The 16,896-nt window shown below is 68.8% G+C and carries 12 protein-coding genes and 2 pseudogenes; 11 read left to right on the plus strand and 3 right to left on the minus strand.

The window, feature by feature from the left end; all coding sequences use genetic code 11:
* Positions 1–122: 122 nt before the first annotated feature.
* A pseudogene (locus tag HJD23_RS43980) lies at positions 123–254 on the plus strand (IS110 family transposase); the annotation flags it as partial.
* A 157-nt stretch (positions 255–411) separates the two neighbouring features.
* On the opposite strand, the gene HJD23_RS21050 reads toward HJD23_RS43980, so the two are convergent.
* Positions 412–1,947 (minus strand): polysaccharide biosynthesis tyrosine autokinase, encoded by a 1,536-nt coding sequence (locus HJD23_RS21050; protein WP_232107535.1) that lies wholly within the window; start codon positions 1,945–1,947, stop codon positions 412–414.
* Positions 1,948–2,426: 479 nt separating this feature from the next.
* On the opposite strand from HJD23_RS21050, the gene HJD23_RS21055 reads away from it, so the two are divergent.
* The 4 genes from HJD23_RS21055 to HJD23_RS21070 all read left to right on the plus strand — a co-directional run bounded on the left by HJD23_RS21055 (position 2,427) and on the right by HJD23_RS21070 (position 7,399).
* A complete protein-coding gene (locus HJD23_RS21055; RefSeq protein WP_171110359.1) occupies positions 2,427–3,563 on the plus strand; it encodes a glycosyltransferase family 1 protein in 1,137 nt (378 codons plus the stop codon).
* Complete coding sequence (locus tag HJD23_RS21060) at positions 3,560–4,696, plus strand: polysaccharide pyruvyl transferase family protein (protein WP_171110358.1); 1,137 nt, start codon at positions 3,560–3,562, stop codon at positions 4,694–4,696. The genes HJD23_RS21055 and HJD23_RS21060 overlap by 4 nt, the downstream gene beginning before the upstream one ends.
* 121 nt (positions 4,697–4,817) lie before the next feature.
* A complete protein-coding gene (locus HJD23_RS21065) occupies positions 4,818–6,089 on the plus strand; it encodes an O-antigen polymerase (protein ID WP_171110357.1) in 1,272 nt (423 codons plus the stop codon).
* Positions 6,086–7,399, plus strand: coding sequence for a hypothetical protein (locus HJD23_RS21070; RefSeq protein ID WP_171110356.1), 1,314 nt, complete (start codon positions 6,086–6,088; stop codon positions 7,397–7,399). Before HJD23_RS21065 ends, HJD23_RS21070 begins: the two co-directional genes overlap by 4 nt.
* Here the strand turns inward: HJD23_RS21070 and HJD23_RS21075 are convergent.
* The gene (locus HJD23_RS21075; protein ID WP_171110355.1) at positions 7,390–8,136 is read right to left on the minus strand and encodes a class I SAM-dependent methyltransferase; all 747 of its coding nucleotides are present in this window, start codon (positions 8,134–8,136) and stop codon (positions 7,390–7,392) included. The genes HJD23_RS21070 and HJD23_RS21075 overlap by 10 nt on opposite strands.
* A gap of 462 nt (positions 8,137–8,598) precedes the next feature.
* Here HJD23_RS21075 and HJD23_RS21080 point away from each other — a divergent pair, with 462 nt between their 5' ends.
* The 3 genes and pseudogenes from HJD23_RS21080 to HJD23_RS21090 all read left to right on the plus strand — a co-directional run bounded on the left by HJD23_RS21080 (position 8,599) and on the right by HJD23_RS21090 (position 12,006).
* Positions 8,599–9,204, plus strand: a complete 606-nt coding sequence (locus tag HJD23_RS21080) for a hypothetical protein (protein WP_171110354.1) — start codon at positions 8,599–8,601, stop codon at positions 9,202–9,204.
* Positions 9,205–9,325: 121 nt separating this feature from the next.
* Positions 9,326–10,609 (plus strand): glycosyltransferase, encoded by a 1,284-nt coding sequence (locus HJD23_RS21085; protein WP_171110353.1) that lies wholly within the window; start codon positions 9,326–9,328, stop codon positions 10,607–10,609.
* A gap of 256 nt (positions 10,610–10,865) precedes the next feature.
* Positions 10,866–12,006 (plus strand): annotated as a pseudogene (locus tag HJD23_RS21090) (transposase).
* Positions 12,007–12,149: 143 nt separating this feature from the next.
* Here HJD23_RS21090 and HJD23_RS21095 read toward each other — a convergent pair.
* Positions 12,150–13,133, minus strand: coding sequence for a UDP-glucuronic acid decarboxylase family protein (locus tag HJD23_RS21095; RefSeq protein ID WP_171110352.1), 984 nt, complete (start codon positions 13,131–13,133; stop codon positions 12,150–12,152).
* Between the two features lie 194 nt (positions 13,134–13,327).
* On the opposite strand from HJD23_RS21095, the gene HJD23_RS21100 reads away from it, so the two are divergent.
* From HJD23_RS21100 to HJD23_RS21110, 3 genes are all read left to right on the plus strand, one after another.
* Complete coding sequence (locus HJD23_RS21100) at positions 13,328–13,987, plus strand: sugar transferase (protein ID WP_171110351.1); 660 nt, start codon at positions 13,328–13,330, stop codon at positions 13,985–13,987.
* Positions 13,988–14,206: 219 nt separating this feature from the next.
* Positions 14,207–15,022 (plus strand): hypothetical protein, encoded by an 816-nt coding sequence (locus HJD23_RS21105; RefSeq protein ID WP_171110350.1) that lies wholly within the window; start codon positions 14,207–14,209, stop codon positions 15,020–15,022.
* Positions 15,023–15,035: 13 nt separating this feature from the next.
* A complete protein-coding gene (locus tag HJD23_RS21110; protein ID WP_240980773.1) occupies positions 15,036–16,886 on the plus strand; it encodes a DUF4012 domain-containing protein in 1,851 nt (616 codons plus the stop codon).
* Positions 16,887–16,896: the final 10 nt, after the last annotated feature.

Raw genomic sequence — 16,896 nt, forward strand, 5'->3', positions numbered from 1 at the left:
CTGCTTCCCACGACGACTTGGCCGCCGATTGGGGCGCGAGCTGCTGAACCTGATCGGCGACGGCCCCGACCTGGCCGACGGCCGTCACGTCACCTGAGCCATCGACATGGCCGGCGGGGGAATCCGCGCTGCTGCTGGCCCCGCTGGCCAACCACGGCCAGGAGGTCCTCTGCATGCCCGGCCGCCCGGTGAACCGGGCTTCCGACGGCTACTGCGGTGAGGGAAAAGCCGACGCCCGGGATGTCGCCGACCAGAGGCCAGGATGCGCTCCCGGCCCTGGAGCGGCCCGGAGGCAACCACACAGGTCCGCTCATACTGCTGACGGGCTAGCAGGCCCCGGCTCCGATTCCCGCGCCGGGACCTTGTCCAGCGAGTGGTGGGCCGCGTCGCACACTGCCGAGGCCATGACGTTCATCGCTGAGAGCTCCGCTCGGCGGTCATGGAGCACGGCTCGTCGGCGAGTACTTGCTTCGTGCCGGTGGCCTGGACATCCCGTTCCCCGCCAGGAGTCGGCAGAGCCGGAGTTTCACCGACGGGCGGCACGTCCTTGCGGCCGCGTAGCCTGAAGAAGCGGCTGGTTGCCTGGCGCTGCGGCCGGTACTCGTACGCATAGCCGTACGTGCCGCCATCCTGCTTCGACGACGACATATTGAGGACGGTTCCGAGCACGGAGGCACCGACGTGCTGGAGCGTACGCAGGGCCGCGCCGACCTGGTCGCGGCTGGTACGTGAAGCACGCACGACCAGCAGGTAGCCATCTACGGCGGAGGCGATCACGGAAGCGTCCGCCACCGGCAGCGCAGGCGCGGTGTCCACCACGACATGGTCGTACTTCTCGGCGAGGACGCGCAGCACGGCCCTCAGCTGGTCGCTGCCCAGCAACTCGGTCGGATTGGGCGGCACAGCGCCGCTGGTCAGCACCGAGAAGGAGCCCGCGGACTGCAGTACTTGGTGCACCTCGGCCTGGCCGATCAATACGGTGGTGAGCCCGGCGTCCCGGACGAGGCCCAGAATGCGGGCAGTGGAGGGACGGCGCAGATCGGTGTCGACCAGGCACACCGAGGCGCCCGTCTCGGCCAGTGCCGCCGCCAGGTTGACCGCGACACTGGTCTTCCCCTCCCGGGGCAACGGGCTGGTCACCGCGATCACCTTCGGCGGCTGGTCCACGTCCACGAACCGCAGGCTGGTGCGCAGCCGCCGGAAGCCCTCGGCGCGCGGTCCGTGCAGGTCGTCGCGGACCGCCACGGGGTGGCGGCTGGCCCGTGCGTCCTGCACGATGCTGCCGAGCACAGGAGGACCACCGGATCCGGCCAGGAGTTCCGTCAGAGCCGTAAGGTTGCGTACGGAGCGATCCATCGACTCCCTTGCCACGGCCAGGCCGGCCCCGAGGGCCAACCCGGCCATCAGCCCGATCGCGAGGTTCAGCACCGGCTTGGGGGAATGCGGCGCGGAGGGCACGGAGGCCGGCTGCGTGACGCTCAGCCGCACGGGGGACGTTTGGGTGTCCTCCGGGCGTTCGAGGCCGCGGACCACCTCGGCGAAGCGATCCGCCACGGCATTGCTGATGCGGGCAGCCCGCTCCGGCCGGCTGTCGGTGACGGTCAGCCGGATCAGCACGGTGTCGGGCTGCGTGGTGGCCATGATCCGGCGGCCCAGTTGAGTCGGCGTCATGTCGAGCCCCAACGTCTGCACGACATGGCGGGTCACCAGGGGGCTGGCGGCCACTTCCGCGTACGACTGAACCCGAGCCTGGGTGAAGACATTTCCCTGAGCGAGCTGGACCGTGTCGGACCCCTCCCGCATGGAGACGAAGAGTTCCGCACTGGCCCGGTACTCACGGGTCGCTGTGTGCGTGGTGAGCACACCGACCGCCGTTCCGAGGAGGGCCAGCAGAGTGATGGCCCGCCAACGGCGAGACAGAGCCCGTAGATAGTCGCGCAGGTCCAAGATGTCCGTCCCCGATCGGATCCAGTAAATGCAGACCACTTTACGACAAAGAGTGGCAAAGATGGCATGTTGCAGCAAACACGATGAAGGTGGGTAATACCTGCCCGTGCTCCGCAGAGATGCAGGAGTTGGCGAGGCAATGTCCGCCGAATGAGCTGTAGTTGCGCAAGCAATGTGGCATTAGGGGTCGATTTCGCGGCCGTGGAGCGTGTTGCGTGTCGACGCCGCACAGGGGCGAGCATGCTCAGCTTCACACGGGCTTTCGGCCCAGGAGTCTGTTCGGCTTGAAGGGACGCGGAAAGGGTGCGTGGATCACTGGCCTGGCGAGCAAGTGCCGCTGCCGCCTTCGGCATCGATGCGGAGGACCGGCGGAACGGGGCAGGAGACGACGAATTCACCCATCACATCCCGGCCGAGAACACCCTTGGCCTCTCCCGCGGCCTCATCCGCTCGCCCCTTCGGTACCCGGAGGTGACAGCATGACCGTCACGCGGGTGCACGTGTCGTCTCCACTGCGAGTGGCGATCAGTTCCAAGGTCTTCACCCGCAATGTGGGCGGCAATACCAGCTATGCCACTACGCTCTACCGCCACCTCGCCCAGCGAGGAGTCACGCACCGGCTCCTGTGGCCGACTCTGGGCAGTCTCACCGGGGCCGGCCGCGCCACGGCCTACGCTCTCGCAGACGCCGTGCTCTCGCCGCTGCCGTTTGCACTGCGTGACGCCGACCTGCTCCACTACCCCGCCGACACGGGCGCGTTGATCCACAGCAGGGCACCCATGGTCGCGACCGTGCACGGGGCGGCCTCGCTGCATCTGCCGGTTCGGCGTCCGGGTGCGGCGTGGCTCTGGCAGACACGCACAGGACGTCTGGCCAGGCTCGCGGATGCGGTGGTGACCGTCTCGCGTTCCTCGGCCGACGATCTGGTAGGGGTGTTCGACGTGCCTGCGCAGCGCATCCACGTCATCCCTCATGGCGTCGACACAGCCCGGTTCCACACCGACGCACGCTCCGACGCCGCTGTGCTGGCGAAGTTCGCGCTCCCCGAACGGTTCGTGCTCTACCTCGGAAACCTGGACCCTCGTAAGAACGTTCCTGCGCTGATCGCGGCCATGGACGACCCGCAACTGGTACGAGCCGGGGTGCCGCTGGTGGTGGCCGGCGCTCCCGCTTGGGACGCCGGCCCCATTCTCAAGGCACTTCACAGGTCACCCCGGGTGAGATATCTCGGGCCGGTCGCCCACGAGGCTGTGGCACCGCTGATGCGGGCTGCCAGGGTGTTCGCGTTCCCCTCCCGCTACGAAGGGTTCGGGATGCCCGTACTGGAGGCGATGGCCTGCGGGACGCCGGTGGTGACCACGCGAGCCGGAGCGCTCCCCGAGGTGGCGGGGGAGGCGGCACTGACCGTGGCTGATCCCTCGCCCTCCGCCCTGGCATCCGTGCTGAACGGCCTGCTTCAGGACGATGGCGAGCTGGCGCGACTGCGCGAGGCGGGACGGGCCCGGGCTCGCCTGTTCTCCTGGGAGAAGTCCGCCGCCGCCCACCACGAGCTGTTCGCCGAGCTGGCAGGGGGCGGAGCCCGCCGAGGGCGGACCGGTGCGAGGGCTGTCCGATGATCGCGGTGCTGCACGCCTACAGCCGGGGAAATGCCGGAGACGGACTTCTCGTCGATGAAGCCCTGAGCCTCCTGGAACGCCTCGGTACCCCCGCCGGCCGGGTACGGGTCGTGGCGCTCCATCCGGCGTCCTTCTCCGACCTTCCGGACGTCACGGATGGTCTCGCCCACGGCCGCGGCATGGGACGACGGCTGCTGGGCGGGGCCGCGCTGCTGTCCGGCCTGCCGCACCCGGTCCGTGCCGCGATCCGTGAGGCCGATGCCGTACTGGCCGTCGGAGGCGGCTATCTGCGCAGCGGAAGACTGGAAGAAGGAGCCCGGACGCTGCTGGCGCACGGAGGTCAGCTGCGGGCCGCCGCTGCTGCGGCCCGGCGAGGCGTTCCGGTGCTGTATCTGCCCGCCAGCATCGGCCCCTTGTGCGGGCCGGCAGGACGTCTCCTGCGACGCTGGCTGCGAGACATCCCGTCAGTCGCCGTGCGCGACGGACGAAGTCTGCATTCGCTGCCGCACGCTTGCCGTTTCCCCGACATGGCGCTGCTGCGGCTCGCGCGTGCCGGCGTCGCTCCGGCCGAGCCTCGGCGCGACGGCCCGGTGCTGGTGGCCGCGCGTTCCCTGCCCGGCCGTTCGGGATATCCCGACGCACTGCGCTCCCTGTTCCACGCTTCCGCCGGGCGCAGCGACCTGGTGCCGGTGGTGCAGGCATGCGCCGGAAACAGTAATGACGACCGGGCATTCTGGGCCGGTACCGGGCTCACTCAGGGCGGCGTGCCGCGGTTCAAGGAAGCTCTCGCCACCGCCGGGCCCGCGGCCGTGGTATCAGTGCGTCTGCACGGTGCCCTGACAGCTCTGCTGGCCGGAGTGCCCGCGATCCACCTGAGCTACGAGCGCAAGGGTCCCGCCGCCTTCAGCGACCTGGGTCTTGAACGATGGCTGCATTCCGCGCGGCATTTCGATCCCGTACGCCTGCGCGCCCAGATCGACACCCTGAAGGAAGACCCGGACCCGTACTGGCAACAGGTGCACCGGGCGCTGCCGCGGCTGCGGGCCGAGGCGGCGCGGCTGGACGCCTGGGCCGCCCGGGCCCTCGGGCTGCCCGCCGTCCCCGTTGCGGGCCTGGAGGGGTCCGGTGTCTAGGCATACGCCCCTCACTGGCACGCTCGAGAAGTGCTCGGCGCAACCGGGCTTGCCCCCCCGTCCCCAGCAGACGCACCTGCCCCTGCGCCGCGGAGCGTGGTGGCTGCAACCCTCGTGGCCGGTGGTGCTGTCCGTACTGCCCGGCGTGCTGATCGCCACCTTGGTCAGTGACGCGTCCTTCCGGAGCTGGTGGCGTACGCCGAAACTCTTCACCGGCACCATGGCGGCTCTCGTGCTCACATTGCTGGCTGCATTCGTAGCCGGTGTGCTGCTCGCCACCATGGAGAGGTCATCGGACAGGGCCAAGCGGGAACAGCGGTACGTGGTGCTGTCTCCCGTGCAGCAGCGGCTGCTCCTGCATGTCGGGCGACTGCTGATCGTGCTGACCTTCGCCGGTTACGCCGCATGGCTGCTCATCGGAGTGGTGCGCGGTCTCCACCTGGCGCAGCTGTTCGCCGTGGTGCGGCTGGAAGCAGGAGCAATCGTCGAGGTCAAACGCCTGCTCACTCCGGTGGCCGGCGTGACCACCCAGGTGCAGTTCGGTCCCCTTGCCGCCGCGTGTCTGATGGTCCATCAGCGTGCCACGGGAAAGAACCATTACGTCGCGATCACGATGCTGCTGCTGCTCGCCACGGTGCGCGCGCTGATTCACGCGGAGCGTCTCGCCCTGCTCGAAGTGATCACGCCCATGATCGTGCTGGCCGCCGTCCTCGCTCCGAGGCCCCGCACCCGGATCCGCCTGCCGTCTCCGAGCAGGCCCTCCAGCGACCGGAAGTGGGCGCTGGCGCCCCTGGCTGCCCCCGCACTGCTGATCTGTGTGTTCGGCACCTTCGAGTACACCCGCAGCTGGAACGACTACTACAGCCGGCAGGGCGGCAGCTACCAGGAATTCGTCGTCCATCGGCTCGGCGGGTACTACGCGACGCCGGCCAACAACTTCGGCGTTCTGCGTACCTACCTGGCCCCGCATCTCGAACTTCCCTATTACACTATGAAGTTCCTGTGGAACTTCCCCGGACTTCACCTGTTCATCGACCGGCCACTGCTCCTCGGTATCGAGCCCGAGAGCGGGTGGAAGGCCGCGCTGTTTCGCTACGCCAACCCGGAGTTCAACAACGAGGGCGGCATCCTGCCGTCCGTGGTCGACTACGGGCCCTTCGGCGCGGTGGTGTTCTGGGGTGTTCTCGGGTATGGCCTGGGGCGCTGCTACCGGGCCCTGAGAGCGGGGCATCCCGGAGCCCTGCTGCTCTACAGCGTCCTGTTCATCGGGACTGTGGAACTGGCCCGCTACTTCTACTGGGGGCAGGGCAGAGCGATTCCCGGGATCCTGGCCGCCGTGCTGCTCTCCTGGGCGTTGCACAGCGGCCGTGACCGCCGAGAAGAGCGGCCGTGACCGCTCGTCGCCGGCGCGTGTTCGCCCTGGCCGACCAGGCTGTCTTCGCCCTGACCAGCGTGGCCGTCGTGCCGGTGGCAGCCTCCCGCACCACTGCCGCGGAGTTCGGCGCCTTCGCCCTGCTATACGGCTACTACGTGCTGATGCTGCAGTTGTCACAGGCGGCCTTCGCCGAACCGCTGCTGGTACAGCGCACTCCGGCGGCCGCTCGCGCCACCCTGAGCGGTGCGGCGGGAGGTGCACTGCTCTTCTCTCTGGCCGGAGCGGGCACGCTGCCCCTACTCGCCCTGCTGTTCCAGCAGACTCCGTTGGCCCCGGCATGCATCATGGCCGCGGCCTTGCCCGGCGCGCTCCTGTGCGACACGCTCCGCCTCGGTCTCATCGCCGAGGGCCGCACGGGCTCGGCCCTCGCCGTCGACCTCTTCTGGGGGGCTTCCCAGTGCGTCGGGCTCATGGCGGCAGCGCGAGCCGGAAACTCCTTGTCAGGTCTGCTACTCGGCTTCACCGCAAGCGGGGTGGCCTCGGCGACGGCGGCCATCGCCGTTGCCGGAGTACGCCCTCGCCCGTTGCAACTGCGGGTATGGCTGCGCACGTACGGAACGCTGTCGCGGTCCTATCTGGTCGAAGTACTCGCCTTGGCCACCAGCACATACGCCACGCTCTATCTGTTGGGACACGTCGCGGGGCTGGTGGCCGCAGGCGCCCTGCGCAGTGCGCAGACCGTACTCGGCCCTGCCGCACTGGTGGCCAACGCTGTGCGTGTCGCGGTCATCGTCGAGTACGCCAAAGCGGCCCCAGGGCTCACCGCGGCCGCTCTGCGAGGGCGCTGTCTGATGACGGGGGCTGGGCTCGCGGGCATCACGGCACTGTGCGCTGCGGCCGTTTTCGCCCTCCCGGACGAGGCGGGCGAAGCGCTGTTCGGCCCTTCATGGAGTGGCGCCCTGGCCGTCCTGCCCGCGATGACGGCCTATCGGGCCTGCTCCGCGGCGGCTGTCGGCCCTCTGGCAGGGTTGAGAGCCCTGCACCAGATCCGGGTGGTGATGTGGCTGCGCCTGTCGATCGCCGTGCTGCTGCCCGTGGGAGCGGTGGTCGGAGCGAAATGGGCGGGAGCCGTCGGCGGCACGTGGGGGATGGCAGCCGTCACCGCCGCGGAACTGGTCGGCTACACCGGAGCCCTGATGCTCGTACCGGTCACTGTCTCGGCGGAGGAGCCGGCGGATCGCCGGTCCGGCGTACGAGACCTGCCCCCTCAGGCGTCGGCCGCCACGACGTACGCGCGGCCTCCCGAAGGCTCCGCTGTTCAGGAATGACGGGGCCGGTCGTGTGAGGGCCGAGGGGCGGCCGTCGGTGAACCGGTCCCGGCGACGGCGTTCGCTGCCTTTGACGGCTCACCGTCCGATTGCCGCGAGATGATGCCCATGCCGAAGGTGTATTCCTTCCGCAGGCCACGCTCCTCGACGAACCGCTCGTAACCCAGCCGGGCCTGCCAGGTCTGGCCGTCACAGTCGTCGACAACGATCACCCCGCCCGACGCGAGCCGTGGGTAGACGAGTTCCAGAGCCGCGTGCACCGGATCGGACAGGTCCACGTCGACCAGGCAGGCGGAGATCTGCTGCGGTAGACGGGCCGGTGGCAGCGACATGATGTCGCCCGCGATCAGCTCGATGCCCGGAGAGCCGAGCCCGGTCACGATGCGCTTGACCAGACTCGGTGAATTGGCGGCGAAAATGCGCTGCCTCTGAGGGGCGACACCGTGGCGGACGTCGGCCTTGAACTGCTCTTCCACAAAGCCGTTGAAAGTATCGACACAGACGTATCGCTTCGGAGCGCCGATATTCCGCAGCAACCGGTCCGACCACGCGGCAGTTCCACCGAGGGAGCAGCCGATCTCCACTACGGCTCCGGGAACTTGCCGGGTGCGCACCAGGCGGTCGGTCCATACGTGCAGTCGCTGCGGTTCGAGTCCGATCGGTGTATGCCGGTAGAGCAGCGGGCGAAGGGCGGACTTTGCCAGGTAACGGGTTCTGGTTCGGATTTCAGTGGACATGGACATGCCCCTCAACCTCGGAAAATGACGCTGGCTCACGCGTGCACCCTAACGGTGACGGTTGACAAGAGCCGCCTTAGGCGCAGTACATCCGTCTAATAGCGCACAGGAAGTATCCAGATGGCCGGAGGGAACAGTGCCGCGTGGCCGCGGTGCCTCAACATGACCCGGATTGGGGAGTTAATCCGATACGAGCTCGGGAATGGGTGCGTGCATGTGACCGAACCGGCATCTGTCTGACGCGAGGATGCGAAAAGCGCAGCGTGGAACGGGGTGGAACCAGCGAACACGCGTCGAGCCCGGTGTCCATGCCACGTCGAGTGAAGAGAGCAGGATCGAATGATGGCTCTGGCGGAAGTAGGGCGCCTGGCGAGTCGGATTCCGGAAGTGCACCGCCGATGGGGAGTCAAGGGGGTTTTCACGCGGGGGGCGGACAAGCTGGCGGCGTTCGCGATGACACCGGTGCAACGACGCCGGTGGGGCGGGCGCACGTTCACCCTGGCGGAAGAGGTGTTGCCGTACGCCATCCACCCGTACAACGCGACATGGCGCGGCGAGCGGATGGTGGAGATTCCGGTCGCCCGTCGGTTCCTCGACCGACACCCGGGGTGCGTGCTCGAGGTCGGCAACGTACTGGCCTACTATCAGCCGACCGAGCACACCGTGGTCGACAAGTACGAAAGGGCGGCCGGGGTACTGAACGTCGATGTGATCGACTACCAGCCCGCCGCCCGGTTCGACGCGATTCTGGCCGTCTCGACCCTGGAACACGTGGGCTGGGACGAGCACCCTCGGGAGCCGGGGAAAATCACGGCCGCCGTGAAGCATCTGCGGACGTTGCTGGCCCCGCACGGCCGGATACTGGTGACGTGCCCTCGCGGCTACAACACATGCCTGGACACCGCCATCACCGAGGGCAGTCTGAGACCAGCGGCCGAGTGGTTCCTGCACCGGGAACGGGACGGCTGGGTTGAGCAGCCCCGGGCCATCGCGCTCCACGCCACGCCGCACTACGACCTACGGGGCCGTAATGCCCACGACCTGTGGGTGGCCGAGTTCATCCGCTAGCCAGGCTGTCCCCTGCGTGGCGCGGCCGGACGATCGGCACGCCGGCTCGAACACGTCTCTGCCCGGACCATGGCCGGCTTCCGTTCCGGGGCTGCCGGCCGAACGACATCAGGAGAAGCGCATGCCGAGCGACCCCGTCGGAGGTAACGCAATGGGCTTGGCCGGGAATCAGGTCACGGTTCCACATGGCAGGCGGAAGCCGTCGCTCGGCATCGACGCCCGCCCGGGCCGCATCCTGCATGTCACGGAAGCCTTCGGCGGGGGAGTCGCCGCCGCGATCGGGGACTATGTGTCCGCGGCTCCCGATCTGGAGCACTGGCTGCTGGTGTCTCGCCGCCCCGAATGCCCGGCGCCCCTGCCCAAGGGGGTGAACCCCGCTGCCGTGATCCACCTTCCGAGCGGGCACCGTGCCCGAAGGCGGGCCATTGCCGAGGCCTACGGGAGACTGCGACCGGACCGGGTCCATGCACACTCCTCCCTGGCGGGCGCCTACTGCCGTCAGTTGCTGACCATTCCGAGCGACAACATCGTCTACACCCCACACTGTTACGCCTTCGAACGGCAGGACACCTCTTCAGCGGTCCGGGCCGCCTTTTGGATCGCCGAGCGTCTGATGACGGTGCGTACCGGCGTCGTGGCGGCTTGCAGCCCGCGGGAAGCTCAACTCGCCCGTCGTATGGGGGCCGCGCGGGTCGTTCATGTCCCCAATATCGTCCTACCCGTCTCGGATGTTCCGCTGTCCTCTCCGTGCCGGAACCGGCGTCCTGTGGCCGTCGCGGTCGGGAGGCTGTGCCCACAGAAGGACCCCGCCTTCTTCGCTCGGGCAGCGGCGGCCGCGCCGTCGCTCGACTGGGTGTGGATCGGTGAAGGGGACACGCGGCTGCGGCAGTTGCTTGAAGACGCCGGGGTACGAGTGACGGGCTGGCTGGACCGCCGCGAGATCCGTCGTCGGCTGGGTGAAGCCAGTGTGTACGTCCACACCGCTGCCTGGGAGGGCGCACCCCTCGCCCTTCTGGAAGCCGTCGGCGCCGGACTTCCCGTGGCGGCTCGGTACATTCCTGCGCTTGCGGCTCTGGGACTGCGTGATCTGGCCAGGACACCCGCCGGTCTCGCGGAGCTTGCCGGGCACCTCGCGGTACCCGGCGGGATCCGGGACCAGCACCTGGCCTTCCTCGCGGACTCGTTCCTCGAACACACCCCTGCCGTCCAATCGGCCCGTCTCCACCAGGCGTACGCCCTGGAGGCATCGTCCGACCCCGGGGTTCGCCACGCCGCGTCACAAGTGTCGAGCCGTGGCGGCACACGCGGACGACCGTTCGGACGACCGCGGTACGTCAGGAGCAGGAAGTCTGTTCCGTACACCCGCTCGGGCGCTGACAAAGACACTGAACGGGTCGGTGAGTGACGAGGCGGGGCGAAGGGAGAGGGAAGGCCCGGGGGACGCCGCCGCGTCTGTTCCACGGATGCGCGAGCGGGCGGGGCGATCCACCCACGTGCACGCCGCCGCCGCGAGCGGCAGCGACGTGCACGGGACCCGTCTGCAGGGATGTCCGGTACTGGGTGGAGACGCTAGCCTGCGCGTTTCACCTGCTGCGGTGTCCGGATCTTGATCGGAAAAGCGAAAGTGCCTTCTGCGCTGGGAAGGTGATGCCTGTCTAGGGCTGCCATCACTACAGCAGGAAGGCACCTTCTGCGTGCACACTACCCGGTCGCGTCCCAAGGTCGTCGTGTCGGCCGACGGTTACGGGGTGGTGAGCCACGCCGGCTTCCGCCTGCAGGCCGATCTCGCCGATGTCACCGGCTCGACCAGCGCCTATGCGGACGCGCTGCGTCAACTGCGACCGCGTGGTACCGGGCACGACCCCGGCCGGATCGCGATCGATCTCGCGGTCATGCTCGCCGACGGCGGCAAGGCGATAGCGGAGCTGGCCGTGCTGCGTGACCAGACGGAGGTGTTCGGCCCGTCGCCTCCACTCCGACTACCTGGCGTCTGCTGGCCGACATCGACTCGACGGCGCGCGCCCTCCTGCGCTCGGCCAGGCCGCCCCCCCCAGGAGGTCGCGTGGCTGCAGGCCGCCGAGACCGGGACACCGACAGCGCCGGAGGCGCGCAGGCATTCCTGCATCACATCCGTGCCCTGCGTGACCGGGGCGTCCTCGCCTCATTCTCTGTCTGACACCCCGTCACCGAACCAGTTCGTCGGGCAATCCGAGCCCTGCCCGACTATGTCTGGCATCCCGCGCTGGAGCAGGACGGCTCCTTGCGCGAGGGGGGCCGAGGTCGCCGAGCTGACCGGCGCGGTCGACCTTGACGGCTACTCCGGCGGCACCCGCATCCTGGTGTGGCGCGAGCGTCCCCGTCCCGGCGCCCAGCTCTCCCTGTTCGACCTCGACGAAGGCATGCACCACCAGGTCTTCCTCACCGACACCCCCGACGGCGAAGGCTCGCTGCAGCACCTGGACGTACGCCACCGCGCCCACGCCCGCGTCGAGGACCGCATCCGCGGAAAGACCACCGGCTTCGGTCGCTTGCCCTCCCGCCACTTCCCGATCAACGCCGCCTGGCTCGAACTGGCTCTGACCGGCGTCGATCTGCTCGCCTGGACTCAAACACCGTTGCTGAAAGTCGAAGTCGGCCATCGCTGAGCCGAAGAAGCTCCGCTACCGGCTGCTGCACGCAGCCGCCCGCATCATCCGCGTCGGCCGCCACCTCCACCTGCGAATCGCCGCGACCTGGCCCCGGCGACACGAGCTGACCAGCGCATTCACCCGTCTCGCGGCCCTGCCCCGACCAGCTGCCTGAACCGCAACAGACCCTGCCCGCACACGACCGAGGAATCCTGGAGCCCCCGACCCGAGCGTCGGGCCGCAGCCCTGCCCGCACGGCGGCCGGCAACCGAAATCACGGATCCACCAGCTCAGCCCACCCCAAGCGAAACAGGGAGGCTAGGGATACGCGGCGGGGACGGGTTGGTGACTGCGCTCCGCCGCGTCGCCGTCGCCCAGGCGGCGGTGGAAGTCCGTGATGGTTTCCAAAAGGCCTCGTTCCACGGACGTCCTGGGCTCCCACCCCAGTAGTTCACGGGCCACGGTGATGTCCGGACGCCGCCTTTCCGGATCGTCCTGAGGTCGGGGGATCAGCTTGAGCTCGGAGGCGGAGTCGGTGAGTTCGCTGATCCACCGGGCCAGTTCGAGCATGGAGATCTCATGCGGGTTGCCCAGGTTGACCGGTCCGCCGTGGCCGCTGGTGAGCATCCGCATCAATCCGTCGACCACATCGTCGACGTAACACAGGGACCGGGTCTGGCGGCCGTCTCCGGTGACCGTGATGGGCTCTCCCCGCAGCGCCTGGCGAATGAAGGTTGGGATGGCCCGCCCGTCGTCCGGGCGCATCCTCGGTCCGAAGGTGTTGAAGATCCGCACGATCTTGGCGTCGACACCGCGGCTTCTGCGGTAGGCCATCGTCAGTGCTTCCCCGAAGCGTTTCGCCTCGTCGTACACCGAACGCGGGCCCACGGGGTTGACATGGCCCCAGTAACTCTCCGGTTGAGGGTGGATCAGGGGATCGCCGTACGACTCGGAGGTGGAGGTCAGCAGGAATCGGGCTCGCTTCGCGGTGGCCAGGTCCAGGGCGTGCCAGGTCCCGGCGGAGCCCACACGGAGGGTCTCCAGGGGCAGTTTCAGGTAGTCCGCGGGCGAGGCGGGTGAGGCCAGGTGCAGGACTGCGTCCACCGGCCCCGGCACGTCCAGGCCCTGGGTGATGTCACAGCGGCTGAACCGGAAGTGCCGCTCGTCCATGAGGTGTTCGATGTTGTCAACGCTGGATGTCAGGAAGTTGTCCACGCAGACCACCTCGTGGCCCGCGCGGAGCAGCCGCTCGCACAGGTGGGAGCCGATGAACCCGGCCCCGCCCGTCACTACCGCACGCATGCAGGTCCTCTCTGCATGCCCCGCCCAGACTAGGTCGACGGGGACAAATTGCTGTTTCATTGCCTAAACTCAGGCAGATGTCATGTTTCTATTTATTGGTCAGCTTTAGGTTAAATGAGACGTCAGGCGCGGCGAAATATCTCCCGATAGAGCGCCTTTCACCCGTCTGCCGCACCAGGAGAAGGGGTAGGGACATGTCGGTATCCGCTGCGGAGACGGCTCCGCGCCGACCGGATCCGTGCCGTTCCCGGCGAAGAGCGGGACGGACGGCCAAACGGGCCATCGACGTGGTAGGGGCAGCGGTGCTGCTCGTGCTGGTGGCGCCGGTGCTCCTCGCGGCGGCCGTCGCTGTGAGGGCCGACACTCCGGGGCCCGCCCTGTTCCGTCAGCGGCGTACGGGCTGGCGTGGCAAGGAGTTCGAGGTTCTCAAACTGCGCACCATGCAGGTCGGCTCCGAGAAGTTGCGGGCGGCGCTGGCCGCCCGCAACGAGGCCGGCGGGCAGCTGTTCAAGATTCGCCAGGATCCCCGTGTCACTCCTGTGGGACGTTGGCTGCGTCGGTACTCCCTGGACGAGTTGCCGCAGCTGGTCAATGTGCTGCTGGGGCACATGTCCCTGGTCGGTCCTCGGCCGTTGCCGGTCGAGGACTCGGTGTTCACCGGCAATGCCCGGCGTCGTCTGCTGGTCCGGCCGGGCCTCACCGGTTTGTGGCAGATCGCCGGCCGTTCCAACCTCAGGTGGGAGGACGCCCTGCGTCTGGACCTGGAGTACGTCGACACCTGGTCGCTCCGGAAGGACCTGGCCATCCTCCTCAGGACCGTGCCCGTCGTACTGCGCGGCGACGGTGCCTACTGAGGCCGCCGACGCCGAGCAGCCCACGTTGGCAGATGCGCCCACGAGAGCTGTGACAGTGAGCCATTCGGTGGTTCCGCGGGGGCTTCTCGCGTGAGTAGCGGCGCAGATGTCTATATGTAGCCATATACCGATGACTCTTTGTCGGCGCTGCCATTCCGTACACGAGATCAGCTGGGGAGACGAAACAACATGCTCAAGTCTTCGCCGTGGCGTGCCGCCTTGGCAGTCACAGCAGTCACTTTCGTTGCCGCCGCGCCTCTGGCGGGCGCGCAGACCGCGTATGCCTCTGTTCACACGAGTGCCTTCCAGCCCTACCCGCCGGAGCTGAGCAGCACCACGGTGCCGGCGGGTGGGGTGATCTTCTTCTCCGCGGAGGGGTTCGAACCCGGCGAGACGGTCACTGCCACGCTCGTCCCGCAGTCCACGGCCCTCAACCGGGCGCTCGTCGGCAACGACGGCAACGACGGCAACCCGGACGGAAAAACGTGCGGCACCAGGTACCGCGCCAACGAGGCGGGCACCGTGATCGGATGCTTCGAAGTCCCCAAGGACACTCCCCCCGGTCCCTACCTGTTCACGCTCACGGGACAGCAGTCGGGAAGCGTCTCCGCACCTGTCACCGTGACACCGAGGAAGGGCAATGGGTACGGGGAAAGGGAGCAGGACGGACCGGACGGGGCGAGCGCCGACGCAACCGCCGGCAGTCCGAACCAGCAGGGGACGAGCCTCGTCCTGACGCAGGACACCAAGGGGCAACCCGGGGCCGTCACGGTCGCCGGGAACGGATTGACCCTCTCCGTGAAGGGCGGCACCGCCGAGGAGCAGCCCGGCTCCAACGTGACGAGCCAGAAGAGCGACCTTGCGCCGGCCGGCTACGACGTGACCGGTCATGCCGTGAGCGGCGGCACCCAGCCGACGGAGACCGGATCCACCACCCACTGGGCGCTGGCGGGCGGGGCTGCCGGGCTCACCGCGGTCGCTGTCAAGACGATCACGGTTGTACGGCGTCGTCGCACTCGCACAGAACAGGGCTGATCCGATCCGCAGCATGCGAATGCCGCGCCTCGGGAAGCGCCTCGAGTCACGCAATGCCGACAGCCTGGTCCGATGGCTCCGCCGCCATCGGACCAGGCTGCTCGGGTGCGCCCTCGCGGGCCTGCCGCTGGCCGGTGCCGGCTGGATCGTCGTCACCGGCTTGCTCGCCCGCGGTGAACTGCTGGCCACCCAGGAGGCGCTGGACTTGCTGCGCCGGCAGGTCGCCACAGGTATCTCTGCCAAAGCGTCTGCGGGGGATGCCGCGTCGGCGAAACAGCCACCCGACGCCGCCGTGCGCGCCGCCGCACATGCCGCGCGAGCACATCGCCTCACCACCGGCCCGGCCTGGTTCTCCGCCGCGCACGTGCCCGTCCTCGGTGCTCCCGTGCGCACGGTGCGCGGGGCCGCGGAGGCTGCCGACCGGCTGACCCATGACGTGCTCTCTCCTTTGGCACACACCGCCGGAGAACTCATCGCCGACACGCCAGGAGACGGCGGTCACCTGGGTCTCTCCGCGTTGCGCCGCTCCGCTCCGGCCCTCGATCAGGCCTCACGCAACGCGTTTGACGTCCGTACCGAGGTTGACGAGTTGCCTCGCAGAACCTGGCTGCCCGCCGTCGACCGGGCCCGCGACCGGCTCGCCGAACAGCTCGACCGGCTCGTCTCCGCCACGGTCGACGCAGCCACGGCGGCGCGTGTCATGCCGTCCATGCTGGGAGAGCGGGGACCACGGCGGTATGTCGTGGTGTTCGAGAACACGGCCGAGGCACGCGGCACCGGCGGGCTCCCGGGCGCATTCGCGCTTCTCACCGCGGACCGCGGCCGACTGGCGTTCGAGCGCTTCGGCAACGACACACAGATGGCGGACGCCATCGCGGAAGTCGACCTGGGTGACGACTACGCCGCCCTGCACGGGCACAACGCTCCCACCACTACGTGGGTCAACTCCAACCTCAGCCCGCACTTTCCGTACGCGGCCCGCATCTGGACGGCCGCATGGCGGAAACACACAGGCCAGAAGGTGGACGGCGCACTCGCCCTCGATCCCAGCGCCCTGTCCGGGCTGCTCACCGCGTCCGGACCCGCCCGTTTGCCGGACGGCACTACCGTCACCGCCGCCAACGTGGTGGATCTCACCGAGCGCAGCAGCTACGCCGACTACCCGGACACTCAGGAGCGCAAGGCGTTCTTCCTCGACGTGGCTCGCGCCGCCGCACAGCGACTGCTGGGCGCTGCCGACGATCCGAAGCGACGGCCCGCGTTGTTCGCCGCTCTGAGCGGGCAGCTGAGGGAGGGCCGGGTGAAGGCGTGGAGTGCTCACCCGTCCGAGCAGCGTGAACTCCGGCGACGCCCGTTCGGCGGTGTCCTGCCTGGCACCTCCGACCCGTTCGCCGGACTGGTCGTGAACAATGCGGCCGGCACCAAACTGGACTACTACCTGGATCGGCGCCTGGAGTGGGCACCCGGCCGGTGCGTCGAGGCCAGCCGTGAAATCACCGTCACCGTGGACCTCACCAACCGGGCACCGGACTCGGGACTCCCCGCGTATGTCACCCAACGGCTGGACGAGCCGCCTTACCGAACCCGTCCCGGCGACAACCGTCTGCTGGTTTCGTACTACGCGAGCAAGGGGGCGAAGCTGGCCAGGGCGGCTCTGGACGGGCGACCGGTCCTGGTGAACCAAGGTGTCGAGCGCGGTCATCCCGTCTACACCCTTGATCTGGAGATGCCCGCAGGTGCCACCCGCACCCTGGTTCTGCACCTGCTGGAGAGCCCCTCGGACCGTCCCCCGTCGCTGCTGCGGCAGCCGCTGGTGCGGCCCCTGCAGGCCACGGTGCGGCCGTACCCGGCGTGCGGTGACTGACCGCCGGGCA

Source organism: Streptomyces sp. Z423-1, from assembly GCF_013009255.1.
In the GTDB taxonomy this organism is placed as follows: Bacteria; Actinomycetota; Actinomycetes; order Streptomycetales; family Streptomycetaceae; genus Streptomyces; species Streptomyces gossypiisoli.

Bases quoted from the DNA above. Each gene is read 5' to 3' on its own strand.
- HJD23_RS21060 (WP_171110358.1), top strand. From the start codon at position 3,560: ATGATCGCGGTGCTGCACGCCTACAGCCGGGGAAATGCCGGAGACGGA.
- HJD23_RS21085 (WP_171110353.1), top strand. From the start codon at position 9,326: ATGCCGAGCGACCCCGTCGGAGGTAACGCAATGGGCTTGGCCGGGAAT.
- HJD23_RS21110 (WP_240980773.1), top strand. From the start codon at position 15,036: ATGCGAATGCCGCGCCTCGGGAAGCGCCTCGAGTCACGCAATGCCGAC.
- HJD23_RS21075 (WP_171110355.1), bottom strand. From the start codon at position 8,136: ATGTCCACTGAAATCCGAACCAGAACCCGTTACCTGGCAAAGTCCGCC.
- HJD23_RS21100 (WP_171110351.1), top strand. From the start codon at position 13,328: ATGTCGGTATCCGCTGCGGAGACGGCTCCGCGCCGACCGGATCCGTGC.
- HJD23_RS21055 (WP_171110359.1), top strand. From the start codon at position 2,427: ATGACCGTCACGCGGGTGCACGTGTCGTCTCCACTGCGAGTGGCGATC.
- HJD23_RS21095 (WP_171110352.1), bottom strand. From the start codon at position 13,133: ATGCGTGCGGTAGTGACGGGCGGGGCCGGGTTCATCGGCTCCCACCTG.